General features: G+C 74.6%; 28 protein-coding genes and 4 tRNA genes. 16 read left to right on the forward strand and 16 right to left on the reverse strand.

Annotation, left to right across the window (positions count from 1 at the left end; genetic code table 11):
* Positions 1–104 precede the first annotated feature (104 nt).
* The 3 genes from ABT014_RS24110 to ABT014_RS24120 all read left to right on the forward strand — a co-directional run bounded on the left by ABT014_RS24110 (position 105) and on the right by ABT014_RS24120 (position 526).
* Positions 105–195: transfer RNA gene (locus tag ABT014_RS24110), tRNA-Ser, on the forward strand.
* A gap of 145 nt (positions 196–340) precedes the next feature.
* Positions 341–416: transfer RNA gene (locus tag ABT014_RS24115), tRNA-Arg, on the forward strand.
* Positions 417–450: 34 nt separating this feature from the next.
* A tRNA-Arg gene (locus ABT014_RS24120) sits at positions 451–526 on the forward strand.
* Between the two features lie 51 nt (positions 527–577).
* Here ABT014_RS24120 and ABT014_RS24125 read toward each other — a convergent pair.
* On the reverse strand, positions 578–1,777 hold the full coding sequence (locus tag ABT014_RS24125; protein ID WP_350641128.1) for a globin domain-containing protein: 1,200 nt from the start codon (positions 1,775–1,777) through the stop codon (positions 578–580).
* Positions 1,778–2,074: 297 nt separating this feature from the next.
* On the opposite strand from ABT014_RS24125, the gene ABT014_RS24130 reads away from it, so the two are divergent.
* On the forward strand, positions 2,075–5,083 hold the full coding sequence (locus tag ABT014_RS24130; protein WP_350641130.1) for an Ig-like domain-containing protein: 3,009 nt from the start codon (positions 2,075–2,077) through the stop codon (positions 5,081–5,083).
* Between the two features lie 135 nt (positions 5,084–5,218).
* Positions 5,219–6,535, forward strand: a complete 1,317-nt coding sequence (locus ABT014_RS24135; RefSeq protein ID WP_350641131.1) for an SPFH domain-containing protein — start codon at positions 5,219–5,221, stop codon at positions 6,533–6,535.
* 80 nt (positions 6,536–6,615) lie between these two features.
* Here ABT014_RS24135 and ABT014_RS24140 read toward each other — a convergent pair whose 3' ends face one another.
* Complete coding sequence (locus tag ABT014_RS24140; RefSeq protein ID WP_350641132.1) at positions 6,616–7,578, reverse strand: aldo/keto reductase; 963 nt, start codon at positions 7,576–7,578, stop codon at positions 6,616–6,618.
* A 164-nt stretch (positions 7,579–7,742) separates the two neighbouring features.
* Here ABT014_RS24140 and ABT014_RS24145 point away from each other — a divergent pair, with 164 nt between their 5' ends.
* Entirely contained in the window at positions 7,743–7,946 is a 204-nt protein-coding gene (locus ABT014_RS24145) for a hypothetical protein (RefSeq protein WP_350641133.1), read from the forward strand.
* A gap of 138 nt (positions 7,947–8,084) precedes the next feature.
* The gene (locus tag ABT014_RS24150) at positions 8,085–8,975 is read left to right on the forward strand and encodes a tyrosine-protein phosphatase (protein WP_350641135.1); all 891 of its coding nucleotides are present in this window, start codon (positions 8,085–8,087) and stop codon (positions 8,973–8,975) included.
* 52 nt (positions 8,976–9,027) lie between these two features.
* Here the strand turns inward: ABT014_RS24150 and ABT014_RS24155 are convergent, their stop codons facing one another.
* The 8 genes from ABT014_RS24155 to ABT014_RS24190 form a co-directional block, all read right to left on the reverse strand.
* Complete coding sequence (locus ABT014_RS24155; RefSeq protein WP_502895087.1) at positions 9,028–9,945, reverse strand: RNA polymerase sigma factor SigF; 918 nt, start codon at positions 9,943–9,945, stop codon at positions 9,028–9,030.
* A 168-nt stretch (positions 9,946–10,113) separates the two neighbouring features.
* Positions 10,114–11,001 (reverse strand): RNA polymerase sigma factor SigF, encoded by an 888-nt coding sequence (locus ABT014_RS24160; protein ID WP_350641136.1) that lies wholly within the window; start codon positions 10,999–11,001, stop codon positions 10,114–10,116.
* Between the two features lie 290 nt (positions 11,002–11,291).
* On the reverse strand, positions 11,292–11,585 hold the full coding sequence (locus tag ABT014_RS24165) for a Dabb family protein (protein ID WP_350641137.1): 294 nt from the start codon (positions 11,583–11,585) through the stop codon (positions 11,292–11,294).
* Positions 11,586–11,646: 61 nt separating this feature from the next.
* Positions 11,647–11,811, reverse strand: a complete 165-nt coding sequence (locus ABT014_RS24170; RefSeq protein WP_350641138.1) for a hypothetical protein — start codon at positions 11,809–11,811, stop codon at positions 11,647–11,649.
* Between the two features lie 392 nt (positions 11,812–12,203).
* A tRNA-Ser gene (locus tag ABT014_RS24175) sits at positions 12,204–12,290 on the reverse strand.
* A gap of 77 nt (positions 12,291–12,367) precedes the next feature.
* Positions 12,368–12,883 carry a tRNA adenosine(34) deaminase TadA gene (gene tadA / locus ABT014_RS24180; protein ID WP_350641139.1) on the reverse strand — a complete coding sequence of 172 codons (516 nt, stop codon included), beginning with the start codon at positions 12,881–12,883 and terminating at the stop codon, positions 12,368–12,370.
* Between the two features lie 49 nt (positions 12,884–12,932).
* The gene (locus ABT014_RS24185; protein WP_350641141.1) at positions 12,933–13,490 is read right to left on the reverse strand and encodes a tRNA adenosine deaminase-associated protein; all 558 of its coding nucleotides are present in this window, start codon (positions 13,488–13,490) and stop codon (positions 12,933–12,935) included.
* A gap of 229 nt (positions 13,491–13,719) precedes the next feature.
* On the reverse strand, positions 13,720–13,923 hold the full coding sequence (locus ABT014_RS24190; protein WP_350641142.1) for a hypothetical protein: 204 nt from the start codon (positions 13,921–13,923) through the stop codon (positions 13,720–13,722).
* A 174-nt stretch (positions 13,924–14,097) separates the two neighbouring features.
* Here ABT014_RS24190 and upp point away from each other — a divergent pair, with 174 nt between their 5' ends.
* Positions 14,098–14,733, forward strand: a complete 636-nt coding sequence (upp, locus tag ABT014_RS24195; RefSeq protein WP_350641143.1) for a uracil phosphoribosyltransferase — start codon at positions 14,098–14,100, stop codon at positions 14,731–14,733.
* A 116-nt stretch (positions 14,734–14,849) separates the two neighbouring features.
* On the opposite strand, the gene ABT014_RS24200 is transcribed toward upp, so the two are convergent.
* Together ABT014_RS24200 and ABT014_RS24205 are read right to left on the reverse strand one after the other, a co-directional pair.
* On the reverse strand, positions 14,850–15,533 hold the full coding sequence (locus ABT014_RS24200) for a LytR C-terminal domain-containing protein (RefSeq protein WP_350641176.1): 684 nt from the start codon (positions 15,531–15,533) through the stop codon (positions 14,850–14,852).
* Between the two features lie 254 nt (positions 15,534–15,787).
* Positions 15,788–16,084: a type II toxin-antitoxin system VapB family antitoxin gene (locus ABT014_RS24205; RefSeq protein ID WP_014136828.1), complete on the reverse strand. Its 297-nt coding sequence runs from the start codon at positions 16,082–16,084 to the stop codon at positions 15,788–15,790.
* Positions 16,085–16,221: 137 nt separating this feature from the next.
* Here ABT014_RS24205 and ABT014_RS24210 point away from each other — a divergent pair, with 137 nt between their 5' ends.
* Entirely contained in the window at positions 16,222–17,847 is a 1,626-nt protein-coding gene (locus tag ABT014_RS24210; RefSeq protein ID WP_350641144.1) for a helicase HerA-like domain-containing protein, read from the forward strand.
* Between the two features lie 28 nt (positions 17,848–17,875).
* Here the strand turns inward: ABT014_RS24210 and ABT014_RS24215 are convergent, their stop codons facing one another.
* The gene (locus ABT014_RS24215) at positions 17,876–19,039 is read right to left on the reverse strand and encodes a hypothetical protein (RefSeq protein WP_350641145.1); all 1,164 of its coding nucleotides are present in this window, start codon (positions 19,037–19,039) and stop codon (positions 17,876–17,878) included.
* Positions 19,040–19,130: 91 nt separating this feature from the next.
* Between ABT014_RS24215 and ABT014_RS24220 the strand changes: the two genes are divergently transcribed.
* On the forward strand, positions 19,131–19,979 hold the full coding sequence (locus ABT014_RS24220) for an alpha/beta hydrolase (RefSeq protein WP_350641146.1): 849 nt from the start codon (positions 19,131–19,133) through the stop codon (positions 19,977–19,979).
* A gap of 67 nt (positions 19,980–20,046) precedes the next feature.
* On the forward strand, positions 20,047–20,568 hold the full coding sequence (locus tag ABT014_RS24225) for a YbhB/YbcL family Raf kinase inhibitor-like protein (protein WP_350641147.1): 522 nt from the start codon (positions 20,047–20,049) through the stop codon (positions 20,566–20,568).
* A 34-nt stretch (positions 20,569–20,602) separates the two neighbouring features.
* Here the strand turns inward: ABT014_RS24225 and ABT014_RS24230 are convergent, their stop codons facing one another.
* Entirely contained in the window at positions 20,603–21,097 is a 495-nt protein-coding gene (locus ABT014_RS24230) for an FBP domain-containing protein (protein WP_350641148.1), read from the reverse strand.
* A 90-nt stretch (positions 21,098–21,187) separates the two neighbouring features.
* On the opposite strand from ABT014_RS24230, the gene ABT014_RS24235 reads away from it, so the two are divergent.
* The gene (locus tag ABT014_RS24235) at positions 21,188–21,409 is read left to right on the forward strand and encodes a KTSC domain-containing protein (RefSeq protein WP_350641149.1); all 222 of its coding nucleotides are present in this window, start codon (positions 21,188–21,190) and stop codon (positions 21,407–21,409) included.
* Here ABT014_RS24235 and ABT014_RS24240 read toward each other — a convergent pair.
* A complete protein-coding gene (locus ABT014_RS24240; RefSeq protein ID WP_350641150.1) occupies positions 21,393–21,989 on the reverse strand; it encodes an HhH-GPD-type base excision DNA repair protein in 597 nt (198 codons plus the stop codon). The genes ABT014_RS24235 and ABT014_RS24240 overlap by 17 nt on opposite strands.
* 166 nt (positions 21,990–22,155) lie before the next feature.
* Here ABT014_RS24240 and ABT014_RS24245 point away from each other — a divergent pair, with 166 nt between their 5' ends.
* Positions 22,156–22,695 carry a SixA phosphatase family protein gene (locus ABT014_RS24245; protein WP_350641151.1) on the forward strand — a complete coding sequence of 180 codons (540 nt, stop codon included), beginning with the start codon at positions 22,156–22,158 and terminating at the stop codon, positions 22,693–22,695.
* A gap of 89 nt (positions 22,696–22,784) precedes the next feature.
* Positions 22,785–23,363: a hypothetical protein gene (locus ABT014_RS24250; RefSeq protein ID WP_350641152.1), complete on the forward strand. Its 579-nt coding sequence runs from the start codon at positions 22,785–22,787 to the stop codon at positions 23,361–23,363.
* 22 nt (positions 23,364–23,385) lie between these two features.
* On the opposite strand, the gene ABT014_RS24255 is transcribed toward ABT014_RS24250, so the two are convergent.
* Complete coding sequence (locus tag ABT014_RS24255; protein ID WP_350641153.1) at positions 23,386–24,531, reverse strand: TolB family protein; 1,146 nt, start codon at positions 24,529–24,531, stop codon at positions 23,386–23,388.
* Between the two features lie 248 nt (positions 24,532–24,779).
* On the opposite strand from ABT014_RS24255, the gene ABT014_RS24260 reads away from it, so the two are divergent.
* Both ABT014_RS24260 and ABT014_RS24265 read left to right on the forward strand, forming a co-directional pair.
* Entirely contained in the window at positions 24,780–25,289 is a 510-nt protein-coding gene (locus ABT014_RS24260; protein WP_350641154.1) for a DinB family protein, read from the forward strand.
* An 80-nt stretch (positions 25,290–25,369) separates the two neighbouring features.
* Complete coding sequence (locus ABT014_RS24265; protein ID WP_350641155.1) at positions 25,370–26,167, forward strand: VOC family protein; 798 nt, start codon at positions 25,370–25,372, stop codon at positions 26,165–26,167.
* Positions 26,168–26,319: the final 152 nt, after the last annotated feature.

A 26,319-nucleotide genomic window follows, 5' to 3' on the forward strand; every position in this document is an offset into this window, starting at 1 on the left:
CGACCCGGCTAGTAACGTTGTCGGTGGTTGGTGCCGGAGCCTCAGGCTGTGGCATCATCGCTTTCGCGCGGAGTGCGTCGCAGCAGCGACGTGGTCCGAGTGGAGGAGGCGTCGCCTAGTCCGGTCTATGGCGCCGCACTGCTAATGCGGTTTGGGTCTTAAAGCCCATCGAGGGTTCAAATCCCTCCGCCTCCGCCTCCATGGGGAGCCCCGTCGGTCACACCGGCGGGGCTCCTTGCGTTGTGCCCCCGACCGGGCGCGGAGCAATGGATTTCACCCCAGGTCGAGGGTCATGTAATGTTGTCCCCGCACCGCCCGCCCGGCCAGTTCGACCGGGCGAGCGCTCATAGCTCAACGGATAGAGCACTTGACTACGGATCAAGAGGTTGCAGGTTCGAATCCTGCTGAGCGCACCACAACCCACGCTCGTGGCCCCTCGGGGCCGCCCGAGCGCTCATAGCTCAACGGATAGAGCACTTGACTACGGATCAAGAGGTTGCAGGTTCGAATCCTGCTGAGCGCACCAGCCGAAGGCCCCGGACGGATCGTCCGGGGCCTTCGTCGTGCCCGCGCCCGGTCAGCCCAGCTCGGTGCGGTTGATCCAGGCCACGTCCCGCAGGTCGAGGAACCACTCGGACGAGGTCAGCGGGCGGGCCCGGTTGAAGGTGACCGGCCCGGGGTCGTGCCGGATCAGCTCGGGGCGGGCGCCCTGCCCGATCAGCTGGAGCGCCAGTTCCGGGGCGAGCCCGGGCGGCCCGCTGAGGTGGACGTCGTGCTCCGAGCAGTCCCGGTGCCGCGCGAGCTGTTCGCGCAGCAGCGCGACCGCCTCCTCGTGCGGCCCGCCGTCGGCGGGGGCGGCCGGCAGCAGTTCCAGCCAGCGGTGCCGGTCGGCCAGCTGCCGGGCGGCCGGCAGCCCGTACTGGCCCGCACCCGCGCGGGCCGCCAGGTGCAGCGTGGTGGGGCGCCCGCCCTCCAGGGCGACCTGCTCCAGCAGCGACTTGATCTGCGCCCAGCCGGTGCCGCCGGCCACGGCCAGCAGCGGGCGGGCCGAGCCGGGCGCGAGCACCGCGCTGCCGCGCGGCGGGCCGAGCCGGACCGTCTCGCCGAGCAGCACGTCGTTCACCAGCACGGAGCTCAGCACGCCCGCGGACACCCGGCGGACGTGCAGTTCGAGGGTGCCCTCGGCCCGCGGCGCGCAGGCGATCGAGTACGGGCGCCAGACCTCCGGCAGCCGGGGCGAGCAGAGCGCCAGGTACTGCCCGGCGGTGAACGGGTAGGGGAGGTCGGGGGCGAGGGTGAACACGACCAGATCGGGGGCGGCCCGGACCCGCCCCACCACCTCGGCCTGCCACCAGCGCGGGCCGGCGGCCGGCCCACCACCAGCGGCCTGGATCATCGCCTGCGAGATCACCGCGTACGCCTCGGTCCAGGCTTTCTCGATCTCCGCCGTCCAGGAGTGCCCGGAGAAGTGCCTCAGCGCGGCGACCAGGCTGGCCCCGACGGCCGGGTAGTGCTCGGGCAGGACCCGGAACTTGCGGTGGTCACGGCCGAGCGCCGCCAGGTAGTCGGCCAGCCGGTCGGTGTCCGTCAGCCGCAGCACCAGCCGGGTGAGCGCCCCGAACAGCCGGTCGCGCTGCTCGTCCATCCGCTCCGGGAAGAGCGCCCGGATCCCGGGGTTGTGCGTGAACAGGTGGGCGTAGAAGTACTTGGTGAGCTGATCGGCGCGGCGTTCGACCACGGCGAAGCTGGCGCGCAGGACGGCGGAGTCGGAAGACACGGGCGCTGACTCTACTGAGCGTTTCGCCAAATCGAACAGGGATGGCTGATGAATGCTCAGGAATTGGTCGGCAAAGCGTCCTTGCGGGCGGCCGGCGCGATGGCTTGAATCCGACCGTTCCGGGTAGGTCCCACCCCGCCGGCCAGCTGACGACCAATCGGGTGTCACCGGGGCAGATCCCTCGGTGTCGCGGTATGACCGACTCCAGATCGTGATTCCCTTTTGTCGGATGTTATGGCTGTGTCGAAATCCAGGCCTGACCCGCGACTTGGCGGACGTCATCGAGAGGAGGGCCGGATGGGCGGACAGTCCCCGTACCGTGCCCCGGCAACCCCGGTCCGCCCCAGCGGACGCTCCCGCGTCGGGCTCCCGGTGCGCCGGGCCGCGGCCGCGGCGGTGCTCGCCGGCCTGCTGATCGGCTGGAATTCGCCCCCCGCTCCGGCGCAGCAGTCCCCGGACTCCTGGTCGGCCGAGCGGCGCGCGGTCCTGCCGTCCGGGCTGCGCGTCCAGCTGGATTTCGCCCCCCTCCCCGGAGTGGACGTCACGGCGGCCCCGGGAAAGCTCGCGGAACGCCCCGGTGCAACTCCTCCCTACACGGACGGGCTGCGCGCCGGTGACCCGGCCCAGACCTTTCTGGTGGCCGAGAAACGCCCCCGGGCGGACGGTTCCTGGCGAACCCTCGGCACGCTCCAGATCTCCTTCTCCCGCGCCGTCCGCAATCCGCGGCTGCACGTCGGCGGACTGGCCGGGCTGGCCACCGGAACCGGCGGCGCCACCGGCACGGCCACCCGGCTCACCGTCACCGGTGGCTCCCCGGCCGCACCCACCCTGGTCGGCCGGACCGGCTGGTCCGGCTGGACGGTGCGGGCCGGGGAGCTCGCCCCGGCCGGCGAGGGCGCCACGGACGGTTCGGCGGACGGCTCCGGCACGCTCGAACTGACCGGCAGCGTCGGCACCGTCACCCTGCGGGTGGAGCAGCGCAGCACCGCCCGATCCGGCTCCACCACCGCGCCCACCACCCTGCGCCAGGCCTACAGCATCACCGTGGACGAGGGCCTGGGCACCGCACCGCAGAGCTACGGCAACGCCTCGCACGTCATCACCGACCTCTTCCTCGGCCAGGACGCCGCCACCTCCAGCAGCCGCGCCCGCCCCGGCCTGACCCAGACCGTCGCCCAGCCGCTGGTCCCCGGCGAGCAGCCACCCCCGCCGATGCCGTACGAGAGCGCGCCGGACGACGGCCCGGTGGTCGAGCTCGACCACGGCGCCGGCCGGCGCAGCCCGTGGACCAGCACCTCGCGCAGCAGCAGCCCGCTGCCGCCGCAGCTCCAGCCGGGCCGCGGCGAGTACCTCGGCGCCGACCCCACCCTGGAGTTCCCCAACGAGGCGGCCGCCGGCCGCTACTACGACCTCACGGTGCCGGTCGGCCCCGGCGTCGGTCCGGCCACCCTGGCGGGGTGGATCGACTTCGACCACAACGGCCGGTTCGACCCGCTGGAGCGGGTGCAGGCCGAGGTGCCCGCCGGGGCCGACAGCTCGGTGCTGGAGTGGACGGTGCCGGACAAGGCGGCCGGCGGCGAGACCTGGGCCCGGCTGCGGATCGCCCGCAACGGCGCGCAGCTGGTCACCCCCGGCGGGTTCGCCGACTCCGGGGAGGTGGTCGACCAGCGGGTGAAGATCGCGGTCGGCGCCGCCCGGCCGGAGATCTCCTGGCCGGTGCCGGGCACCGTCACCGCCGACCCGAAGCCGGAGATCCGCGGCGAGGGCGCCGTCCAGGGCGCGACCGTGGCGGTGCTGGACGGCGAGCGCGAGCTCTGCCGCGGCACGGCCGGCGCCGACGGCGCCTGGTCCTGCCGGCCGGCCGGCGCGCTCGCGGCGGGGGCCCACGCGCTGACCCCGGTGGAGACCACCAAGGGCGGCCTGGTGCTGCGCGGCACGCCGGTCCGGATCACGGTCAAGACCGCTCCGCCGGCGCCGCCCGCGCTCACCCTGCCGGAGTTCACCAACGATCCCGGGCTGCTGATCACCGGCACCGGCGAGGCCGGCAGCACGGTCTCGGTGGCGCTGACCGACCTCCCCGGCGGGGTCCGGGCCGGCAGCGAGCTGTGCAGCACCGAGGTGGGGGACGGCGGCGCCTGGTCCTGCCTGCCGGTGGAGAACCTGGCGGACGGCCCGCACCGGCTCACCGCCAGCGCCGTAGACCAGGCCGGCAACCGCACGGACGGCAAGCCGGTCGCGCTCACGGTGGACACCGTCGCGCCCGACCGTCCGCAGCTCGGCGCGCCCGCGCCCGGCGAGACGCTCGGTACGGCCCGTCCCCGGCTGTCCGGCCGGGCCGAGCCCGGTGCGATGGTCACGGTCACCACCCAGGCCGCGGGCGGCGAACGGGCCACCGTGTGCGGCGCGGTGGCCGCGGCGGACTCCTCCTGGAGCTGCACCGCCACCCGCGACCTGCCGGCCGGCGAGCAGACCCTGCTCGCCACCGCCACCGACCGGGCCGGGAACGGCACGGCGGGGGAGCCGGTCCGCGTCGTCGCCCCGGCGGCGGGCACCCCGGAGGCCTCGCCGTCCGCGTCGGCGTCGGCTTCGCCCTCGCCCTCGGCTTCGGCGTCGGCTTCGGTCACCGCGTCGCCGTCCGGGTCCGCGTCGCCGAGCGCACCGGTGGCCGAGCCGACGGGGGCTCCGTCATCCGGCGCGCCGTCGGCCCCGTCCGATGCGTCACCGGCGGCCTCGCAGCCTGCGGGCGCGAGCGTCCCCGGCGGGTCCGCAGCGCCGAGCGCCCCGGTCGAGCTGACCCCGGCGCCGGCCGGCCTGCTGCCGATCGTGGTGCCGCCGGTACCCCCGGTCGCCCCGGCGCCGCCGGCCGTCCCCGTCCCGTCCGCGGTGGCGGCGCCGCCGGCCGGTACCTCGCCCTCGCCCTCGCCGGCTGGCACCTCGCCCTTGCTCTCGCCGTCGGCATCCGCGTCCGCGTCCGCGTCCGGGTCGCCCTCGCCCTCGGCATCCGCGTCCCCGGCCGAGTCGCCCCCAGGCTCCCCGGCCGCCGTGCCCGACACCCCGATCCGGCCGGAGCCGGACGGGGCCGAGCCGCTGATCGCTCCGCTGGTACGGGACGACGCGCCCGGCAGCGCGGACCAGGTGCTGGCCGCACCGCCCGCCGAGGCGCCCGGAGCGGCCTCCGCCACCGCCAACGGTGCCCCGGCGAGGGGCTGGCGCAAGGGTGCGATCGGCATCCTGATGATCCTCGTCGGACTGGGCCTGGTGACCAGGCGGGTGTTCGGCCGCGGTAGCGGGACCCGCCGCCGCTGAGCGGACGGCGGACCGTCGGGCGTGACCTGACGGGCCGTCGAAACACCGGACACGCCAGCGCGTTATGTCTCATTTGATGAGTTATCAACCTAATCTGGGCCCGTTGCGCGACCCACCGACCCCGAGGACCCGTGCATGGACGTCACCCGCGACCCGTCACCCGGCGACACCCCTTCCGAGCGTCCCGCGCTCCCCGGCGGGGCCACCCAGCTGGGCCGCGCGATGGCCCGCGCGGCAGCCAAACCACTGATCAAGGCCGCCCCGCTGATCAAGGTGGCCCTGTTCGACGACGACGGGCCGGACGGCCCGCCGACCCGCCCGATCCGTCCCGTCCGCGAGCTCGGCCGGCACGCCGCCCACACGCCCACCGCGCCGCCGGCCCCCGCACCCGCGCCCGAGCTCGACCGGGCCCACGGGCCCCACAGCCACGGCACCCACCCCCAGGACACCCACGACACCCCCGCGGCCCGGCGGCCGCCCCGGGTCGACCCCGGCATGCGCGAGTGGACCGCCCGCACCACCCCCGGCTGGCTCGCCGTCCTGGTGGTGCTGGCCGCCCTCGCCGCGATGGCCCTCGGCCTGGCCAGGGCCGGCGTCGTCCCGCACCTGGGCAACCTGCCCGAGCTCCGCAGCGCCGCCGCCGTGGCCGCCGGGGTCCCGGTGGTGACCGAGCTGGAGATCGCGGTCGTGGCCGGCTCCGCGGTGCTGGTGATGCTCGCGGTGGCCGGGCTGCTGGCCAACGCGGGCGGCGAGACCCGGGTGCTCACCCGCTGGGGGAGGTACCGGGGCACCGTCCGCCGGGCCGGCCTGGTCTGGGTGAACCCGATGCTGCGCCGGCACCGGGTCGACGTCCGGCTGCGCCACTGGCGCAGCGACCCGGTCCAGGTCACCGACCGCACCGGGACGCCGATCGTGGTCCGGCTGCTCGTCGTCTGGCGGGTCAAGGACACCGCGCGGGCCCTGCTGGGCGTCGCCGAGCACGAGACCTACCTGCGCGAGCAGGTCCAGGCGGTGCTGACCCGGACGGCCACCGCGCTGCCCTGCGACTCCAACGCGGCCCCCGGGCCGGCGCTGCGGGACGGGCAGTGGTTCTCCGACGAGCTCACCAGGGCGCTCGCCGCCGAGGCGGCCCCGGCCGGCCTGGAGGTCTACTCGGTGCAGCCGCTCGCCCTGGACTACGCCCCCGAGGTCGCCGACTCCATGCGCCGCCGCCGGCTGGCCGAGCTCGACGCGGGGCTGCGCACGGTGCTGGTGGACGACGCCGTCGAGGCGGCCGCGCTGGCCGTACGGAGGCTGGAGCGCGCCACCGCCCAGGAGCTGGACCAGGCGGCCCGCAGCGCGCTGATGGAACACCTGCTGGTCGCCTTCGTGGCCCCGGCCGGCGTGGTCGCGCCGGTGCCCGCCCCGGCCGTCCGCGCCGCCCGCAAGGACGGACCGGTGCGCAAGGCCTGACGGCGGCGCGACCCGCGCAGGAACGTGAGGGGTGGCAGCGGACCAGCTGCCACCCCTCCTGCCCGTCCCGGCCCGGCCGCTCAGGCGGAGGCCGCGTCCAGCTCCGTCAGGTCCTGCTCGGTCAGCACCAGGCCGGCCGCCGCCACCAGCGGCGCCAGCTGCGCCACCGTCCGGGCGCTGGCGATCGGCGCCGCCACCGTCGGGCGGGAGGCCAGCCAGGCCAGCGCCACCGTGGCCGGCTCCACCCCGTGCGCCCCGGCGACCCGCTCGACCGCCGCCAGCACCCGCGGCCCGCGCGGATCCTCCAGGTAGCGGGCGGCGCCCACCGCCCGGGCGCTGTCCACCGGTCCGCCGCCCGGCCGGTACTTGCCGGTCAGGAAGCCCGAGGCCAGCGCGGAGTACGGCGCCGCGGCCAGGCCGTACCGCGCCACCACCGGCGCCAGCTCGTCCTCGTAGTCCCGCGCCAGCAGGTGGTAGCGCGGCTGGACGGCCACGTACCCCGCCAGGCCCTCCCGGGCGGCGAGCTCCAGCGACGCGGCCAGCCGGTCGGGCCCGATGTTGGACGCGCCCAGTGCCCGGACCTTCCCTTCCCGGACCAGCTCGTCCAGCGCCGTCACGATCTCCTCGACCGGCGTGTCGAGGTCGTCCCGGTGGGTGTAGAAGAGGTCGATCCGCTCGACGCCGAGCCGGCGCAGCGACTCCTCCGCGCCACGCTTGATCGTGCTCGCCCGCAGTCCGCTGAGCTCGGGGTGCGAGCCGACCTTGGTGGCGACCACGATCCCGTCCCGGTTCCCGCGGCTGCGCAGCCACGCGCCGAGCACGGTCTCCGACTCGCCGCCGGTGTTGCCCGGGACCCAGGCGGAGTAGACGTCGGCGGTGTCGACGAAGTTGCCGCCCGCGGCCGCGTAGGCGTCCAGCACGGCGAAGGACCCGGCCTCGTCCGCCGTCCAGCCGAAGACGTTGCCGCCCAGCGAGAGCTGCGAGACCTCCAGGTCGGAGGAGCCCAGGGTCACACGAGGGATGTCACTTCGGGATTCGGTCATACCTCGGGTCAACCGTGCGCCTCCCGAGCGGGATTCCCCGGCGGGGGAGGAGTTCACGCGCCCGTCGTACGGCCGTTGCGGGAGGTGAGAGGTCCGTGGAGATGGCCACGTCCGGGCAGGTCCGGGGTGTCGGGCGGGTGCCCGAATTGGCTAGAGTCCGTGCCATGGCTGACAACGACTACGACCCCGCCGGCAGCACCCAGATGTTCCGGGCGTTCGTCGACGAGACCCCGGCCCCCCAGGCCCCGGGTTCGGTGACCACCTACGGCAACTCCAGCGGCGGCTCCAACAGGACCGGAATGATCGTCATCGGTGCCGTGCTGGCGCTCGTGGTGATCGCCGGCGTCATCTGGCTCGCCGTCAAGTAACGCGCCCCTCCGGGCCGCCGGTGCGGCGGCCCGGCCGGGAGCCCGGCCCGGCTCCCACCGGGGTGGTGGCGACCTCGATGTCCCTAGACTGGACACGGCCCGCGACCTGCGCGGGCCCGTGCCTCCGGAGGACGTCCCGTGACCCAGCAGCCCACCGAGACCGCCCGCAGCCTCGGCCTGAACGGCGCGGTCAACGCCCGCGACCTCGGGGGTTACCCGACCGCGGACGGACGGGTGCTGCGGCACGGCGTGGCGCTGCGCGCCGACGCGCTCAACCGGCTCACCGACGAGGACCTCACGGTGCTGGCCGAGCACGGCCTGCGCCGGGTGGTCGACCTGCGCAGCCTCGACGAGGTCCGCGAGGCCGGCCCCGACCGGGTCCCCGGGCTGCCCGCGGCCGCCGTGGTGGCGGCCGAGCTCTCCGGCGTGCCGGTGACCGTCGAGCCCGCCGACCCGTCCGGCATCGCGCTGCACCACCTGCCGGTCTTCGCCGCCGACTTCGACATCTACGTCGCCCTGCGCAACGCGCTGGCGGACCGGGACGCCGCCAAGCAGCGCGCCCTGCTCGGGGACGGCAAGGCCGCCGCGATGATGGTCGGCCTCTACCGCTGGTTCGTCACCGACCCGGTCGCCCGCGACCGCTTCGCCACCGTGATCCGGCTGCTGGCCGCACCCGACGGGCCGCCGCTGATCTTCCACTGCTCGGCCGGCAAGGACCGCACCGGCTGGGCGGCCGCGCTGGTGCTCACCGCGCTCGGCGTCGACCGCGAGACGGTGTTCCAGGACTACCTGCTCACCAACCAGCGCTCCGCCGCACTGATCGAGCAGATCGTGGACAGCTTCGGCACCCGCGGCCTGATGAAGGAGCCGGCCCTGCTGCTCCCGGTGTTCCGCGCCGAGCGGGCCTACCTGGAGACCTCCTTCGCCGAGGTCGCGGCCGGCTGGCCGTCCTTCGAGGCGTTCTGGCAGGACGGCCTCGGCCTGGACGACGAGGTGCTCGAAGGACTCCGCACCAACCTCCTGGTCTGACCGCCCGGGTCCGGCCCCGGCCCGGACTCAGGGCCGGAGCCGTCCCGGGGCCTCAAGCCTCGGCGATCAGGCCGTCGCGGAGCTGGGCCAGCGTCCTGGTCAGCAGCCGGGAGACGTGCATCTGCGAGATGCCGATCTCCTCGCCGATCTGGGACTGGGTGAGGTTGCCGAAGAAGCGCAGCATGATGATCCGGCGCTCCCGCGGCGGCAGCTTGGCCAGCAGCGGCTTCAGCGACTCCCGGTACTCGACGCCCTCCAGCGCCAGGTCCTCGTAGCCGAGCCGGTCGGCCAGCGGGCCTTCGCCGCTGTCGTCCTCGCCGGGGGTGGAGTCCAGCGAGCTGGCGGTGTAGGCGTTGCCCACCGCCAGCCCCTCCACCACGTCGTCGTCGCTGACGCCGAGGAAGGCGGCCAGCTCCGGCACGGTGGGGGAGCGGTCGAGCTTCTGGGAGAGTTCGTCGCCCGCCTTGGTGAGGGCCAGGCGCAGCTCCTGGAGCCGCCGGGGCACCCGGACCGACCAGCTGGTGTCCCGGAAGAAGCGCTTGATCTCGCCGACCACGGTGGGCATGGCGAAGGTCGGGAACTCCACCCCGCGGTCCGGGTCGAACCGGTCGATCGCCTTGATCAGCCCGATGGTGCCGACCTGGACGATGTCCTCCATCGGCTCGTTGCGGCTGCGGAAGCGCGCGGAGGCGTACCGGACCAGCGGCAGGTTCAGCTCGATCAGGGTGTCGCGGACGTAGGTGTGCTCCGCGCTGCCGACCTCCAGCGCCGCGAGCCGGCGGAACAGCGAGCGCGACAGCGTACGGGTGTCCAGCGTCCGGTCGGCGAGCTCGATCGGGCCGTCCGGCGCGACCGGCTGGGCGGGCACGGCGACCGCTCCCGGCCCCGTGGGCCCGGCGACGACCGCCCCCGGCCCGGGGACCTCCACCACGACCGCCTCGACGACTGCACTGGCCGGCTCTGCGGACACGCACCCACCCCCTCGTGACTGACTGTTCAACGGACCCCACCGGACGGTGGTTCCCGGCTGAGTTCGCCCCCCACCTCAATACCGGCACACTGTCCCCGGCAAACCCGAATGTCGCAAGATGTCACTCCGCGGTAACACCGTGCGATCCCCGGGGGTGGTCGGCCGGGGTCACTCCTCCCAGGAGTTCCCGGTCCGCAGCCGGGTCAGGATCCGCGCCAGCAGGCGTGAGACGTGCATCTGGGACATCCCCAGCTCGGTGGAGATCTGGGACTGCGTCAGGTTGGCGAAGAACCGCAGCATGATGATCCGGCGCTCCCGCTCGGGCAGCTGCACCAGCAGGTGGCGGACCATGTCCCGGTGCTCGACGTCGGCCAGCGCGGAGTCCTCGTAGCCGAGCCGGTCCAGCAGCGCGAGGCCGCCCTCGTGCTCCTGGGCCGCCTCCAGCGAGGCCGCGTTGTAGGCCCGTCCGGCGTCCAGGCAGGCCCGGACGTCCTCCTCCGGGATCCGCAGGTTGGCGGCGATCTCCGGCACCTTGGGGGCCCGCCCGTGCACCACGGTGAGCTCCTCCATCGCGCCGCTCACCTGCACCCACAGCTCCTGGAGCCGGCGGGGCACGTGCATGGTGCGGACGTTGTCGCGGAAGTAGCGCTTGATCTCGCCCAGGATGGTCGGCAGCGCGTAGGTGGGGAACTGCACCCCGCGGTCCGGGTCGAACCGGTCGATCGCGTTGATCAGCCCGATGGTGCCGACCTGGACGATGTCCTCCATCGGCTCGTTGCGGCTGCGGAACCGGGTCGCCGCGTAGCGCACCAGCGGGATGTTGACCTCGATCAGCGCCGCCCGGACCCGCGCCCGCTCGGGGGCGCCGGCCGGCAGCTCCGCCATCCGTTCGAAGAGCACCCGGGTCAGCGTGCGGACGTCCACCGCGCTCCCGCGCACGCCGGCGCGGTGGTCCGCCGGCTCCTCCGTGGGGGCTCCGGGCCCGGCGGCGGCCACGGCCTGCGAGGGGCCCTCCTGGCCGGCCTCCGGCGATCCGCCCTGTGTCCGAACGGACACCTGAACCCCTCCCAATGTCGACACCGCATGATCCGGGCTGCCTGCCTGCCGCCCGGTGCTGACCGGGCGCCGTGGTAGTGCCCGGGAGCTCACTCACCACCTCGCCATATCCGGCAAAACCGGTCATAGCATCACAAGTCGTTCGCGGTGCGGGCAAGTACCGGGTACGGGCGTGTTGGTCCGGGGTGCGGCGAACGGCCGTACGTGCTGCGGCCCCCCGCCCGGGGTGGGGGCGGGGGGCCGCAAGGGTTCTCCGTGTGCGACGGCGGCCGGTCGGGCCGCCCGGCCGCTCAGACCTCGAGGTCGGCGATCACCCAGGTGGCGAACTCGCGCCACTGCGCGGCCGCGGCCTGGTGGGCCGGGTGGCCCAGGTAGGCCTGCAGCGCCGGGCCGTCCTCGACCAGGCTGTTGATCGCGAAGTCGTGGGCGATGTCGCGGTCGGTGATGTTCCAGCCGCACTCCCACTCGCGCAGCTCGGGGACGAGCGCGCCGAGCTCCGCGAAGGCCGCGGCGCCGGCGACCGCGCGCGGGTCGTCCTTGGTGACGCCGTCGTCGAGCTTGAACAGGACCAGGTGCCGGATCACGATGCCGCTCCTAGCAGTGAGGGTGAACGAACCCCGTCACCGTAGCCGCCGCGGCGGCGGGTCATTTCACCAACCCGGTCATGAACGTCCCGACCGCCTTGGCCGCGTCCGAGATGCCGACGAAGCCCGACTGGACCAGCTCGGCGGCCCGGGTGGGGGAGGTGATGATCGTGTAGATCACGAAGATCAGGAGGAGGTACATGCCGACCTTCTTCGCCTGAGCCATCGAACGGGCCTGCCTCCCTGGTGCCGGGCACCCCCCTGGCCCCGGGCGCCCACTCTCCTGGCCGCAGCTTATCCATCGGACGGGCTATCGAGTGAGTGCCGCGTTCACCCGTCGGGACGAAGGTCCTCCGGACTGGGGGCTTTCTCCGGATGCCCGGGCCGCGGCCGGGCGGCAGGATGGGTGATGTACCGAGGATCTGGCAGGAATCCGCGGTGCATGGAACCGGAGTTCCCCGCTGTGGGACCGGGCGCCGCGGTTTCCCCCCGACGCGGCATCGGTTGTGGGAGCTCCGCAGGGGGAGCGGTCCGTCCCCCCGGGACCGCTCCCCCCTTTCCGAAACGGCGAAGGGCCCCGACCGTGAGGTCGGGGCCCTTCGTTCGTCCTGCTCAGAGCGGTAGCGGTGGGATTCGAACCCACGGTGAAGTTGCCCCCACACACGCTTTCGAGGCGTGCTCCTTTGGCCGCTCGGACACGCTACCGAGGGAGACTCTACCGGACGGTCCGGCCGGGAACGAAATCCGTTCCGGTGCGGGCCCCGGGGCACCTGGGCGGGGGCTCAGCGCTGGGTGTCGAAGAAGGTGCGGAGCTGGGCGCCGCACTCCTCGGCCAGGACGCCGGCGATCACCTCGGGGCGGTGGTTGAGCCGGCGGTCACGCATCACGTCGAACAGCGAGCCGGCCGCGCCGGCCTTCTCGTCGAGGGCGCCGTACACCACCCGGTCGATCCGGGACAGCACGATGGCGCCGGCGCACATGGTGCACGGCTCCAGGGTGACGACCAGCGTGCAGCCGGAGAGCCGCCACTCGCCGACCGCGGCGGCGGCCTGCCGGATCGCGACCACCTCGGCGTGGGCGGTCGGGTCGCCGACCGCCTCGCGCTCGTTGTGCCCGCGCCCGAGGACGGCGCCGTCCGGCCCCAGCACGAGCGCCCCGACCGGGACGTCGCCGGTGGCGGTGGCCAGCGCCGCCTCGGCGATGGCGAGGCGCATCCGGTCCGTCCAGCGGTCGCGAACCGGGTCGGGGCGGACGGGGGCCGGGAGCGGGGCGAGTCGGGGGAGCGGTGCGGACTGCATGGACCCAGTGTCGGTCACCGGGCCCCGGTGGGGGGCCACCGGGCCGCCGCTAGCGCACGGCCTCCAGGATCTCGCCGCAGCCGATCGCCTCGGCGATCTCCGCGAGCGCCTCGCCCGGGACGGCGCCCTCGCCGGCCAGGTCGGTGAGCTCGGTGGCGCCCAGTCCGTACTCGGCCAGCAGCTCGGCGTCGCCGAGCGGGCCGACCGGGACGCCGCCCGGCCCCACCGCGCCGGCCGACTCCTCGTCGCCGTCCTGCTCGTCCCCGGCCGTGTCCTCGTCGTCCAGCTCGGCGACCAGGTCGTCGAGGTCGTCGAAGTCGTCGCCGGAGTGCTCGACCAGCTCGTCGGTCAGGATCGCGCCGTAGGAGCTGCGGGCCGCCGCCGCGCCGTCGGAGACGAAGATCCGGGGGTCCTCCTCCCCGTCCACCCGAAGGACGGCGAACCAGGCGTCCTCCTGCTCGATGAAGACCAGCACGGTGTCGTCGTCCTCGGCGGCCTCCCGGGCGAGGTCGACCAGGTCGGTCAGGGCTTCTACGTTGTCGAGTTCGGTCTCGCTCACATCCCACCCGGCACCGGTGCGAGCAAGCACTGCAGCGAAGTACGCCACCAGGGACACTCCCAAGATTGGTCTCGGCTGTCGGCGATCTCGGGCGAACGCGGTCTGGCCGCCCCCGCGCCAGAGGCGGTCCGCTGTTCGGACCGTCCCACCGCATCGTGACAGAAAGCCCGCCGCTGCGGGGGGTGTTCGGCAGCGCGTCTTTGCAGGTCGTGTCGGAAAGCGCGGTCCGCGACCGGTCCGTCACAGCCGCGCACCCGGCGCGGCGGCCGGCGACCCGTCAGATCCGGAAGGTGCGCATCCGCATCGCCTCGCGCAGCCGGCGCTCCTTGGTGCGGCGCGGCTGCACCCGGGCCCGCAGCTCGCGCGCCTCCGCGAGCTCGCGCAGGAACACGGCCCGCCGTTTTCGGCGGTCCGCGGCGGTCTCGGACACGGGCTTGGACTCGTCTGTCGAGCCGGCCCCGGCACGCGGGTTGCTCTTCATACGCTCCGACGTTCCCAGAAATGTCCGGTTGATACCACGGGAAAGGTCTCGGTTCGGTGAGGTACCCCGATCGGTGGCGCGCCGCAGCCCTCGCAGCCGCCCCACCGGCCCCGCGTGCCGCGCCCGTTTCGCGGCGAGTCGTACCCATGTGCTGCCGGACGTTACGGTTGGCACATGCGTCTCCATGTCGTCGACCACCCGCTGGTGGCCCACAAACTCTCCACCCTGCGCGACGAGCGCACCGACTCGCCGACCTTCCGCAGGCTGACCGACGAGCTGGTGACCCTGCTCGCCTACGAGGCCACCCGGGACGTCCGGACCGACCAGGTGGAGATCACCACCCCGGTGGCGGTCACCACCGGCACCCGGCTGAGCTACCCCCGCCCGCTGGTGGTGCCGATCCTGCGGGCCGGCCTCGGCATGCTGGACGGCATGACCCGGCTGCTGCCGACCGCCGAGGTCGGCTTCCTCGGCATGGTGCGCAACGAGGAGACCCTGGAGGCCTCCACCTACGCGACCCGGATGCCGGACGACCTCTCCGGCCGTCAGGTCTACGTGCTGGACCCGATGCTGGCCACCGGCGGCACGCTGGTCGCCGCGATCCGGATGCTGCTGGCGCGCGGGGCCACCGACGTGACCGCCGTGGTGCTGCTGGCCGCGCCCGAGGGCGTGGCGCTGATGGAGCGGGAGCTCGAGGGCACGCCGGTCCGGGTGGTCACCGCCGCCCTGGACGAGCGGCTCAACGAGCACGGCTACATCGTCCCGGGTCTGGGCGACGCGGGCGACCGCCTCTACGGCACGGCCGGCTGAGCCGGTCGCACCGGAGCCGGTCACGCCGGACCGTACGACAGTGGGCGCCTCCCCGGCCGGGGAGGCGCCCACTGCGCCGTTCGGGTGAAGCGGTGGAAGGAGCGCTCGGGCCCCGGTCAGCAGCTGCCGGGTTCGGCGGCGGCCGAGGGCTTGATCGCGGCGGCCAGTGCGGCGGCGGCCTGGGTCGGGTCGAGCATGGCGGTGTAGGCGTCGCCGATCACCAGGTCCACGGTGGCGTCGGCCCGGGTGTCGGCGGTGGTGGTGGCCCCGGCGACCTGGGAGCCGACCAGGGTGGCGGCGCCGATGCCGCCGGGCCCGCTGATCACCTGCACGGTGCCGGGCACCTTCTTGTCGAGCGCGGAGGGCGCGTTGCCGACCTTGCCGACGGTGAACCCGCGCTGCTTCAGCTCCTCCGCCGTCCGCGCGGCGAGGCCGCTCTTCCCGGTGGCGTTGTACACGTTCACCGTGACGGCCTGGGGCTGCGGGACGGCGGTGCTGGTGGCGGCGGGGGCCGCCGGGGCGCCCGCCGGGTCGGTGGCGGCGCCGCTCCCGGGTTCGGGGGCGGCCAGGGGCGTCCCGGACGCGGCCGGGGAGGCGCACGCCTGGGCGCTGGCCTGCCTGCCGTGGCCGGTGAAGATCTGCACCAGCTGGACGCCGCCGAGGGCGATCAGGGCCAGGGCGAGCAGCGAGCCGATCAGCGCCAGGACGCGGCGGCTCCTGCGGGGCGGGCGGCCAAGTCGAGGGTAGGAGTTACCGGTGACCCGGTACTGCTTCCCCTTCAGACCTTGGGGAGTCAACATGCTCACGGTTCGTCTCCCCCTCGTGCCGGGGCGGGGCTCGGTGACGGTGCGGCCGTCCGGTTCGGGTGCGGTGTGCGGCGAAAACGCCGACTGGTGCGCGGCCGTATCAGCAGACTAGTGCCGGACCGGTCGCATATGTACTAAATGATCATCATCTGGAGTATCGCGACACTCGAAAGGATGTACCGACGGTACGGGAGGCCGTCCCTGGCGGGTGACGGCGGATCGATGGGTTTGGCAGCCGGCGACGGCGCTCAGTCCATCTCCAGCACACGGGCGTGCAGCACCTGACGCTGCTGCAGGGCGGCCCGGACGGCCCGGTGCAGGCCGTCCTCCAGGTACAGGTCGCCGCGCCACTTCACCACGTGGGCGAAGAGGTCCCCGTAGAACGTCGAATCCTCGGCCAGGAGCGTTTCCAGGTCGAGCTGGCCCTTGGTGGTCACCAGCTGGTCCAGCCGCACCGGACGCGGCGCGACGTCCGCCCACTGGCGGGTGCTGGTCCGGCCGTGATCCGGGTACGGCCGTCCGTTGCCGATGCGCTTGAAGATCACACGGAAAGCCTACCGTCCGGGGCGCCGGGGGCGCAGCAGGCGTGACCTGACCTGCGGGGCCAACCGTCCGGCGTTTTGATGGGGAATGCCGTGAAAGCCCGTCTTGTGACACCTCGCCCGCGTTGGGAGCCAGCCCCATGACCTCCGCCCAGAGCCCGTCCGATCCCGCCGCCGGGCAGCCGGACCCCGCCCGGCCGGACGCCGCTGCGCTCCCCGACGCGGTGCGCCCGATCGCCGCCGGCTACGCCTTCACCGGCCCGGCGCTGGAGCTCGGCGCCGTGCTGCTGGGCACCGAGGCGTACCCGGCGGCCCAGGTCCGGATCCCGCTCGCGGTGCTGAACCGGCACGGCCTGGTGGCGGGAGCGACCGGCACCGGCAAGACCAAGACCCTGCAGCTGATCGCCGAACAGCTGTCGGCGCAGGGGGTGCCGGTCTTCCTGGCCGACATCAAGGGGGACGTCTCCGGGATCGGCGCGCCGGGCGTGTCCGGCGACCGGATCACCGCGCGGGCGGCCGAGCTCGGGCAGGACTGGACGCCGCAGGGCTGCCCGGCGGAGTACTACGCCCTCGGCGGCCAGGGCACCGGGATCCCGATCCGGGCCACCGTGACCAGTTTCGGTCCGCTGCTGCTGGCCAAGGTGCTGGAGCTGAACGAGACCCAGGAGTCCTCGCTCGGTCTGGTCTTCCACTACGCCGACCGGCACGGCCTGGAGCTGTACGACCTGAAGGACCTGACGGCGGTGATCACCTTCCTCACCTCGCCCGAGGGCAAGGCGGAGCTGAAGGCGATCGGCGGGCTGTCGGCGGCCACCGCTGGGGTGATCCTGCGTTCGCTGACCGTGCTGGAGAACGAGGGCGCGGGCGCGTTCTTCGGGGAGCCGGAGTTCGACACGGCGGACCTGCTGCGGACGGCCGAGGGCCGGGGGGTGGTCTCGGTGCTGGAGCTGCCGGCCGTGCAGGACCGGCCGCGGCTGTTCTCCACCTTCCTGATGTGGCTGCTGGCCGACCTCTACCAGGAGCTGCCGGAGGTCGGCGACCTGGAGCGGCCGAAGCTGGTGTTCTTCTTCGACGAGGCGCACCTGCTCTTCAAGGGCGCCTCCAAGGCGTTCCTGGAGGCGATCACGCAGACGGTCCGGCTGATCCGCTCGAAGGGGGTCGGGATCTTCTTCGTCACCCAGACCCCCAAGGACGTGCCCGGGGACGTGCTGGCGCAGCTCGGCAACCGGGTGCAGCACGCCCTGCGGGCCTTCACCCCGGACGACGCCAAGGCGCTGAAGGCGACCGTCTCGACCTTCCCGCGGTCCGGCTACGACCTCACCGAGGTGCTCACCGGGCTGGGCACCGGCGAGGCCGTGGTGACGGTGCTGTCGGAGCAGGGGTCCCCGACCCCGGTGGCCGCGACCCGGCTGCGCGCGCCGCGGTCGCTGATGGGGCCGCTGGAAGCGGGGGCGCTCGGCGCGGCGGTGGCCGCCTCGCCGCTCGCGGCGCGCTACCGGGACGCGATCGACCGGGAGTCGGCGTACGAGAAGCTGGCCGCCCGCGCGGCGGACCCCGTGCAGGCGCCGCCGACCCCCGGGCCGGCGAAGGCGCCGGAGAAAGGGCCGGAGCGTCCGGCGGACCGCGGCGCCGTGGAGGGCGCCGGCGGGCTGATCGGCTCGCTGCTGGGCAGCCCGGCGCTGAAGTCCTTCGCCCGCTCGGCGGGCAGCCAGCTCGGCCGGGAGATCACCCGGAGCCTGTTCGGCACCTCGAAGCGCCGCCGCTGAGCGGGCCCGGCCCGGCCCCCGGGCGGGGTCAGCGCAGCGCGGCGCCGATCCGGTCCAGCGAGGACAGCCGCATCAGGCCGTAGTGGTAGAACTCGACCTCGGGCACGCCGAGCTTGCGCAGCACCTCGATCTTGGCGGCCAGGTTGGCCGGACCGTCGCAGTCCGAGGCCATCGGGCGCAGGATGACGGCCATCTCCTCGGGCCGCACGCCGTGCAGGGCGAAGGCGGCGACCTTCTCGCGGACGGCCTCCGGGGTCGTCGCGTAGCCGAGGGTCTCGATCTGGTGCGCGGCCTTGGCCAGCGTGGGCAGGTCGATGCCGGAGAGCCAGCCCTTGCCGGGGCCGGCGCCGTCCATGAAGGTGAGCCGCATGCCGTGCTGCCCGGCGGCCTCGGTGACCTCGGCGGCCAGCGAGGTGACGGTCCGGGCGGCGGCGTCCAGGTACGCGGCGAGCGCTCCGCCGGCCAGCGTGTCCAGGGCGAGCGGTTCGGCGGCGCGCCGCTCGTCGGCGAGGCGCTCGCGCACCTCCTCGGCGACCACCCGGCGGACCTGCTCGGCGTCCACGCCCTCGGCCGTAGCCGCGGCCCGGCAGTGGTCGCAGAAGCAGATGCCGAGCAGCGCCTCGGCGCCCGCGCCGAGGTCCTCGAAGTAGCGCTCGTGGTGGTAGCCGTGGCGCAGGCCGTGGAAGTGCAGGGACTCGGCGCGGATCGCGTCCACGCCGTACCGGGCGAACTCGCCGACCAGGGTGGTGGCGTAGGCCCGGACCTCGGGGTTGGCGGGGCACAGCTCGGTGCGGTACCGGTCGCCGAAGGCGTTGGCGGGGGCGCAGTCCGGGTACTGGAAGCCGAGCCGGTCGTTGTGGCAGAAGACCGTCCAGGCGTGCAGCTTGAGCCCGCGGCGGGCGGCCTGCTCGGCGGCCTCGGCGAACGGGTCGCGGTCGCCGATCGCGGTGGATGGCGCGGGGGTGAGCCGGTGGCCGGCCCAGCGGGCCGGGTCGGGGCGGAAGTAGGCGGCGCCGGGCTCCAGGTACCGCACCACCCGGCGGGGGTTGTGCGGGAACACGTCCCGGGCCTCGTGGTAGACCGAGGCCAGGGTCACCCCGCCGACGCCGGCCCGGTCGGTAAGGTTGCCGAAGAAGGCGTCGGGGCCCTCGTCCAGCAGGTCGGTGGCGAAGGCGAGGACGGACGACTCCACGGGGCGGCTCCGGAGCAGGGTGGTACACGGGTGCTCCCACGCTATCCGGGCACCCCGAAATGGTCTATACCTGATGGCGAGGGGAGCGGCGATGTCACCCGTCTACCGGCAGTTCGACCGGGCGGAGCTGGACCGGGAGTACTCGCCCAGCAGCTGCGTGGCCGACCTGGCGGCCGAACTCGCCGCGTACACCGAGGGCAGCGCCGCCGCGCACGCCGCGCACCCGGCCCGCCGGGACCAGCGCTACGGCGGGCAGCCGCCGGAGCTGCTCGACTGGTTCCCGGCCGCCGCGCCCGGCGCCCCGCTGCACGTCTTCGTGCACGGCGGTTACTGGCAGGAGCTGGACAAGGCGGACTCCGCCTTCGCCGCCCCCGACTTCCTGCGGCGCGGCGCCGCCTTCGCCGCGATCGGCTACGGGCTGGCGCCGCGGTGGTCGCCGGCCGAGATCGTGGCGCAGGTCCGGCGTGCGGTGCGCTGGCTGTTCGAGCACGCCGGGGAGCTCGGCTTCGACCCGGCCCGGGTGTACCTCAGCGGCAGCTCCGCCGGTGCCCACCTGGTCACCATGGCGCTGCTCGACCCCGAGCCGGCCCCCGGGCACCGGGTCGCCGGCGCGACCCTGCTCAGCGGTGTCTACGACCTGGAGCCGATCGCGCTGTCGTACGTCAACGAGCCGCTCGGGCTGGACGCGGAGGAGGCCCGACGGCTCAGCCCGTTGCACCTCCCGCTCGCCGGCCTGCCCCCGCTGCTGATCGCCCGGGGCGAGTACGAGACCGCCGAATTCGCCCGCCAGCAGGACGAGTTCACCGCCGCCGCCCGGGCCGCCGGGGTGCCCGTCCGGGCCATGGTGGCCACCGGACGCAACCACTTCGACCTGCCGCTGGACCTCGGCCGCGCCGACACCGAACTCGGCGCGGCGGTGCTGGAGCGGTTCGGCGGCTGAACGGCGGGCGGCTCCCTAGACTGCCCCGGAGAGCCGATCACCCTGACGACCAGGAGAGGGACGCCCCATGACGGACCGTGCGCCGCTTCCGTACGACTTCCTGCCGAAGGTGCCCGCCTTCACGCTGACCAGCGCCGATCTGGTGGACGGCGGGACCATGCCCGAGCCGCACGTGCACGGCGGCGACAACCTGTCGCCGCAGCTGTCCTGGTCCGGGCACCCGGCCGGCACCAGGAGCTTCGCGGTGACCTGCTTCGACCCGGACGCCCCGACCGCCAGCGGCTGGTGGCACTGGCTGGCCGTCAACCTGCCGGCCGGCACCACCGAGCTGGCCCGCGGCGCCGGCTCCTCGGACGCGGACCTGCCGGGCGAGGCGTCCTTCCACGTCCGCAACGACTTCCCGGGCCACCGCTACGACGGCGCCGCCCCGCCGCCCGGACCGGCCCACCGGTACGTCTTCGCGGTGCACGCGCTGGACCTGCCGGCGCTGGAGCTGCAGCCGGACACCCCGGCCGCGATGGCCGGCTTCAACCTGACCTTCCACACCCTCGCCCGCGCGCTGCTCACCGTCGAGTACCGCTCGCACTGACGGACCGGCCGGGGCCGGCCCCGCGCGGGCCGGCTCAGGCCAGCACCTGGGCCAGGAAGGCGTCCAGGTTGGTGACCGTCCGGGCGATCTGCTCGTCCAGGGTCAACGACTCCTCCGGCCGGCTGACCAGCGCGGACCGCTTGCGGCCGCGGACGTACAGCGAGCAGGCCAGGTCGGCGCAGAGGTAGTTGCCGACCGTGTTGCCGTCGCGGCCGGCCGCACCCGCCCGGCGCGCGGTCAGCAGGGCGACCCCGGAGCCCGAGTGGACCGTGACGCACAGGGTGCAGATGTTGCTCTTGGCCAGGCTGCGGCGCACCGAGGGCACCCGCAGGGTGAGGCCCACCAGGGCGCCGTCCCGCTCGGCGACCAGGTACCCGCGGTCGGGCGCGCCCTGGTCCCGCCAGCCGAGGAAGTCGAGGTCCTCCCACGGCTGTTCGGCCAGGCCCCGGGGCAGGTTGAGCCGCCGGGCCTCGCCCTTGGAGCAGTTGACGAAGGACTCACGGATCTCGTTCTCGGACAGCGCACGCATGGTTCGCACGCTAGCGACGCCTTCGCCCGGTTGTCGCCCGGTTTTTCCGCCGGGGTGGCGGCCCGGCGGCCCGCTGGGCAGGGTGGGGGGATGGAACGGGTACCGCTGGAGTCGTCCTGGATCCGCTCCGCCGGGTACGACCCCCGCACGCGGGAGCTGGAGCTGGAGACCGTGAGCGGCGCGGTCTACCGCTACCTGGCGGTGCCGGCCCGGGAGTGGGCCGCGCTGCTGGCCGCCCCGAGCCACGGCCGGTACGTCAACCTGCGGATCAAGCCGCGGTACGGCTACCGCCTGGTCACTGCGGCCCGCTGACCTTCGCGGCCTTCGCGGCGCGCTTGGCCTCCTGCTTGAAGGCGCGCACCTTGACCAGCGACTCGGGCCCGGTGATGTCCGCCACCGAGCGGAAGCTGCCCTCTTCCCCGTACGCGCCCGCCGCCTCCCGCCAGCCGCGCGGGCGGACCGCGAACTGCTTGCCCAGCAGTGCGAGGAAGATCTGCGCCTTCTGCTTGCCGAAGCCGGGCAGCGCCATCAGCCGGGCCAGCAGCTCCTTGCCGTCGGGGGCGTCCCGCCAGACCGCCTCGGCATCGCCGCCGTAGTGCTCGACCAGGTACTGGCACAGCTGCTGGACCCGCTTGGCCATCGACCCCGGGTAGCGGTGCACGGCGGGCTTCTCGGCGAACAGCGCCGCGAACGCCTCCGGGTCCATCGTGGCGATCCGGGCGGCGTCCAGGTCGTCGGTGCCCAGCCGGTCGGCGAGCGTGCGCGGGCCGGTGAAGGCGTGCTCCATCGGGATCTGCTGGTCCAGCAGCATGCCGACCAGGGCCGCCAGCGGGCTGCGGCCGAGCAGTTCGTCGGCCTCGGGCTGCTGGGCGAGGTGGAGGTTCACGGCCATGGCGGGCGGCTCCGATCCGTACGGCGGCCCTGGCCGGGCCGGGACCCACATGCTCGCAGCTCGGCCCGGCCGCCCCGGGACGCAACACGCGCCGGGGCGCCCGCACCGCCCGCCCCACCGGCGCGGGGGCTCCCGTCCGCGCGCCGGCAGGCGCACACTTGACCTCATGACGGCTGCTGCTGCCCACCCTGCCCGGCTGATCGTCCTGCGGCACGCCAAGGCCGCCTGGCCGGACGTACCGGACGAGGAGCGCCCGCTCGCGCCCCGGGGGCGCGCGGACGCCCCCGCCGCCGGCCGCTGGCTCCGCGACTGCGGCCGCGCCCCCGACCTGGTGATCTGCTCGCCGGCCCGGCGCACCCGGGAGACCTGGGAGCTGGTCGGCGCCGAACTCGGCGACGAGCCGGAAGTGCGCTACGAGCGCCGCGCCTACCGCGGCGGCGCCGAGGACCTGCTCGACCTGCTGCGCAAGGTGCCGGAGACCCGCCGCACCGTGCTGCTGGTCGGCCACCGCCCGGCCGTCCGGGACCTGGTGCTGCTGCTCGCGGTGGAGCGGACCGACGAGCCTTCCACCCGGGTCCGGGAGAAGTACCCGACCGCCGCCGCCGCCGTCCTGGCGCTCCCCGGCACCTGGGCCGGGCTCGGCCCGGGGGGCGCGCTGCTCACCGAGTTCGCGGTGCCCCGGGGGGAGCGCCGCCCGGCCGACTGACCGGGTAGCAGCCGAACTGTGCGGCGCCGGCCGGGAGTTTGCCGCGACCGGCCGACGCCGGCCCGGGGGCGTGGTGGTAAGCATGGACCGTGCGTTTCGACAGTGTTCCGAAGCCGCCTGCCGTCGAGGCCAGGCCCCGCGACCCCCGCGGCTACCCCGTACCGGCCATCACCCCGTGGGAGGACGGTGCGCCACAGTTCGCGCTCACCGACCACGGGCGCAGCGCCGACTGCGCCCGCGAGCGGCTCTGCTCGGTCTGCGCCACCCGGATGCCCCGCGGCCCGGTCTGGCGGGTGGTGGGCGCCACCGAGAGCGCCGCGATCGCCGAGGCGCTCGCCGCCGGCAGTCCGTACCGCAACCTCGCGCCGACCCTGGAGGGCCCCGGGCACCGGGCCTGCATGCTGTACGCCTCGATGGTCTGCCCCTACCTGGCCCGCCCGAACGCCCGGCGCGGACTGTCGGCGCCGGGCGAGGACGAGCTGACGGCGCACGTGCTGCGCGGCACCGCCCGGGGCGGGTCGGGGGCCGTGGTCGGGTTCGCCGACTACGAGTACGCGGTCACCGCGACCAAGGTGCTGTTCCGCTTCCTCGACGTGGTCGAGTTCCTGCCGCACGACACGGCCGACGCCCACCTGGACGAGCTGCGCGCCGAACTCGCGCGCCGCTAGGCCCCCGCCCCGCCCGGACGGCTCAGCGGTGGCCGCCGCGGTAGGCGGGCAGGCCGGCGTGGTCCGAGACCGGGGTCGGCGCGGCGGAGCCGTCCGCGGGGAGGGTGGCGATGCCGGCCGGGGTCCGCACGGCGATGGTGCGGCCGTCCGGCGAGAACGCCGGCTCGGTGTAGTCGGTGGTGGCGTGCGGGGTGAGGTCCCGGGTCTGCCGGCCGCCGTCGGTGGTCGCGAACAGGTGGTCGTGCCCGTCGACCGAGCGGACGAAGACGATCTCCTCACCGTCCGGGGACATCGTGGGCTGCGAGCCCTTGCCGATCGCCATGCCCTGCTGGCGCAGGTACTCGTCGCGGATGAAGACCTCACCGGTGCCGTTGTTGGCGTACACCGCGCTGCCGTGGTGGCCGCCGGCGTTCGGCCAGGTGTTGCCGGTCTGCGGCAGCGGGACGGCGTCCTCGTCCGAGTACGTGTTCAGCGGCAGGTCGGTCGGGGAGGCGGTGCCGGTGCCGGCCGGGACCCGCTTCAGCCGCAGGACGCCGTCCTGCGAGGCGGCGAACAGCAGGTTGTTCTTGGCCGGGAGGCTGTACTCGCTCTCGGCCGCGGCGACCTGCCAGGTCGGGTGCGACCAGGTCTGCCCGCCGGGGTTGCGGGCGACGACCACCCGGCCGCTGCCGTCCGGGTTGGCCACCACCAGGTCGCCTGCCTCGTTGATGAACGCGGCCTTGGTGCCGTCCGGGGACCACGCCAGGTCGCGGACGGCGGTGCCGAAGTCGACCGCGGCGCCGTTCATCAGCACGTAGCGGGTGCCGTCGCTGATGGTCAGTGAGGTGCCGGCGGTGCCGTTCGGGGCGGTGGCGGGCTTGCTCGCACCGGTCTTGCCGGTACCGGCGCTGGTGGCGGTGGTCTTGCCGGTGGTGGCGCTGCTGCTCGCCGTGGCGGAAGGCGTCGCGGCCGAGGTGGACGTGGTCGGGGCACCGGCCGGCGCGGACGCCGTGACGGAGGGGGTCGCCCCGGCCAGCGCCAGGGCGGCGGCGCTGCTCCCGGCCGGGGCGGCGGTGGACTGCCCGTCCGCGGTCGGCCCGCAGCCGGTCAGCAGCGCGGCGCTGCCGGCGGTGGCGACGACGGTGAGCGCGACGGCAGCGGCGGTGCGCAGGCGGGCGCGAGCAGACATGGTGATTCCCCCGGAGTGTGGTGCGAGCAGTGGTGTGGGCCGGACGGCGGGCCCGAGCCATCGTCCCCCAGGGCGGTGATCCGCCTGTTCGACCCGCTGGTGCGCCGTGCGATGCGAGAAGTCTGGCAAGCGGAGATCCTGGATTCGTGCGCCGACTGTCACGGCCGCGCAACACGTGACCGCGCCCGCCGCCGGCGGCCCGCGCGAGGGGCCGTCGGAAGCGGCACGACACCGGAGGCAGAAGCTCTATGACCACCCATCAGACCCCTGCCGACGGCGAACGGGCCGACCTGCTGGAGACCCTGGCGAAGCACCGCGGCTTCCTGCGCCACACCGTCCGCGGGCTCAGCGACGAGCAGGCGGCGCTGCGCACCACCGTGAGCGAACTCTGCCTGGGCGGGCTGATCAAGCACGTGGCCGGGGTCGAGGCCCGCTGGACCCGGTTCGCGGTCGGCGGGGCCACCGCGATGCGCAGCGAACCGATCGACTGGGAGGGCCAGTTCCGGATGCTGCCCGGCGAGACCCTGGACGGCCTGCTCGACGCCTACGAGCGGGTCGCGCGGGAGACCGACGAACTGGTGGTGACCTGCCCCGACCTGGGCCTGGCCCACCCGCTCCCGGAGGCGCCCTGGTTCGAGCCCGGTGCCAGCTGGTCGGTGCGCCGGGTGCTGCTCCACATCATCGCGGAGACCTCCCAGCACGCCGGCCACGCGGACATCATCCGGGAGTCGCTCGACGGCGCGAAGACCATGGGCTGACGGCCGCCCGCCGACGCCGCGCGGCCGTGCGGCCCCGTGGTTAGCGTGGTCAGCAGCAGCGAGCACGAGGGAGGCAGGCCATGGCCGCACCAGCAGAGGGCACGCCGTGCTGGGCCGACGCGACGTTCACCGACCTGGAGGGCGCCAAGAGCTTCTACGGTGACGTGCTGGGCTGGACCTTCGCCGAGGGCGCCGCCGAGTACGGCGGCTACACCCAGGCCCTCTCCGGCGGCAAGGCGGTGGCGGCCGTCGTGCCGCCGATGCCGGGGCAGCCGCCGGTCGCCCCCGGCTGGTGCCTGTACCTCGCCTCGCCGGACGTCGAGGCCACGGCCCGCCGGATCCGGGAGGCCGGCGGGGAGCTGGTGCTGGAGCCGATGAAGGTCGGCGGGTTCGGCTCGATGCTCCTGGCGCGCGACCCGGGCGGCGTCCCGTTCGGGGTCTGGCAGGCCGGCACGCACGAGGGCTTCGAGCGGCGCGGTGAGCCGGGCTCGTACTGCTGGGCGGAGGTGTACACCCGGGAGCCCGGTCGGTCGGACGCCTTCTTCCCGGCGGTGTTCCCGTTCGGCGTCCGCCGGATGGACGACGGCGGGATCGACTTCAAGGTCTTCACGCTCGGCGGCGCGAGCGTGCTCGGCCGGATGGAGATGACCCCGGACTTCCCGCCCGAGTTGCCGCCGTACGTCGGGGTGTACTTCGCGGTCGAGGACTGCGACGCGGCGGTCGCCAGGACCACCGCGCGCGGCGGAAAGGTCGTGTTCGGGCCGCTGGACAGCCCGTTCGGCCGGTTCGCCGCGCTGATCGACCCGCAGGGCGCGGCGTTCGCGGTGCTCGACACCGGCCGGACCACCGGGGAGATGCCCGCGCTGTCCGAGGCCTGACCGCCCGTTCCCGGATGCCGTGGTGCGGCGCCCGGGGCGGCGCCGCGGGAGCTCGGGGGCGCGCGCCCGGCCCTGCTCCGCGCGGGCGGCGCCGGTGTGTCCGGCCGGGGGTGACGGCCGCCGCGGTGTCTGCTGGTCCCAGTCACCGCCGC

The sequence above is a fragment of the Kitasatospora sp. NPDC094015 genome (genome assembly GCF_040304075.1).
GTDB lineage: Bacteria > Actinomycetota > Actinomycetes > Streptomycetales > Streptomycetaceae > Kitasatospora.

Bases quoted from the DNA above. Each gene is read 5' to 3' on its own strand.
- ABT014_RS24130 (WP_350641130.1), top strand. From the start codon at position 2,075: ATGGGCGGACAGTCCCCGTACCGTGCCCCGGCAACCCCGGTCCGCCCC.
- ABT014_RS24135 (WP_350641131.1), top strand. From the start codon at position 5,219: ATGGACGTCACCCGCGACCCGTCACCCGGCGACACCCCTTCCGAGCGT.
- ABT014_RS24140 (WP_350641132.1), bottom strand. From the start codon at position 7,578: ATGACCGAATCCCGAAGTGACATCCCTCGTGTGACCCTGGGCTCCTCC.
- ABT014_RS24145 (WP_350641133.1), top strand. From the start codon at position 7,743: ATGGCTGACAACGACTACGACCCCGCCGGCAGCACCCAGATGTTCCGG.
- ABT014_RS24170 (WP_350641138.1), bottom strand. From the start codon at position 11,811: ATGGCTCAGGCGAAGAAGGTCGGCATGTACCTCCTCCTGATCTTCGTG.
- tadA (WP_350641139.1), bottom strand. From the start codon at position 12,883: ATGCAGTCCGCACCGCTCCCCCGACTCGCCCCGCTCCCGGCCCCCGTC.
- ABT014_RS24190 (WP_350641142.1), bottom strand. From the start codon at position 13,923: ATGAAGAGCAACCCGCGTGCCGGGGCCGGCTCGACAGACGAGTCCAAG.
- upp (WP_350641143.1), top strand. From the start codon at position 14,098: ATGCGTCTCCATGTCGTCGACCACCCGCTGGTGGCCCACAAACTCTCC.
- ABT014_RS24200 (WP_350641176.1), bottom strand. From the start codon at position 15,533: ATGTTGACTCCCCAAGGTCTGAAGGGGAAGCAGTACCGGGTCACCGGT.
- ABT014_RS24210 (WP_350641144.1), top strand. From the start codon at position 16,222: ATGACCTCCGCCCAGAGCCCGTCCGATCCCGCCGCCGGGCAGCCGGAC.
- ABT014_RS24220 (WP_350641146.1), top strand. From the start codon at position 19,131: ATGTCACCCGTCTACCGGCAGTTCGACCGGGCGGAGCTGGACCGGGAG.
- ABT014_RS24225 (WP_350641147.1), top strand. From the start codon at position 20,047: ATGACGGACCGTGCGCCGCTTCCGTACGACTTCCTGCCGAAGGTGCCC.
- ABT014_RS24230 (WP_350641148.1), bottom strand. From the start codon at position 21,097: ATGCGTGCGCTGTCCGAGAACGAGATCCGTGAGTCCTTCGTCAACTGC.
- ABT014_RS24235 (WP_350641149.1), top strand. From the start codon at position 21,188: ATGGAACGGGTACCGCTGGAGTCGTCCTGGATCCGCTCCGCCGGGTAC.
- ABT014_RS24240 (WP_350641150.1), bottom strand. From the start codon at position 21,989: ATGGCCGTGAACCTCCACCTCGCCCAGCAGCCCGAGGCCGACGAACTG.
- ABT014_RS24245 (WP_350641151.1), top strand. From the start codon at position 22,156: ATGACGGCTGCTGCTGCCCACCCTGCCCGGCTGATCGTCCTGCGGCAC.
- ABT014_RS24255 (WP_350641153.1), bottom strand. From the start codon at position 24,531: ATGTCTGCTCGCGCCCGCCTGCGCACCGCCGCTGCCGTCGCGCTCACC.
- ABT014_RS24260 (WP_350641154.1), top strand. From the start codon at position 24,780: ATGACCACCCATCAGACCCCTGCCGACGGCGAACGGGCCGACCTGCTG.
- ABT014_RS24265 (WP_350641155.1), top strand. From the start codon at position 25,370: ATGGCCGCACCAGCAGAGGGCACGCCGTGCTGGGCCGACGCGACGTTC.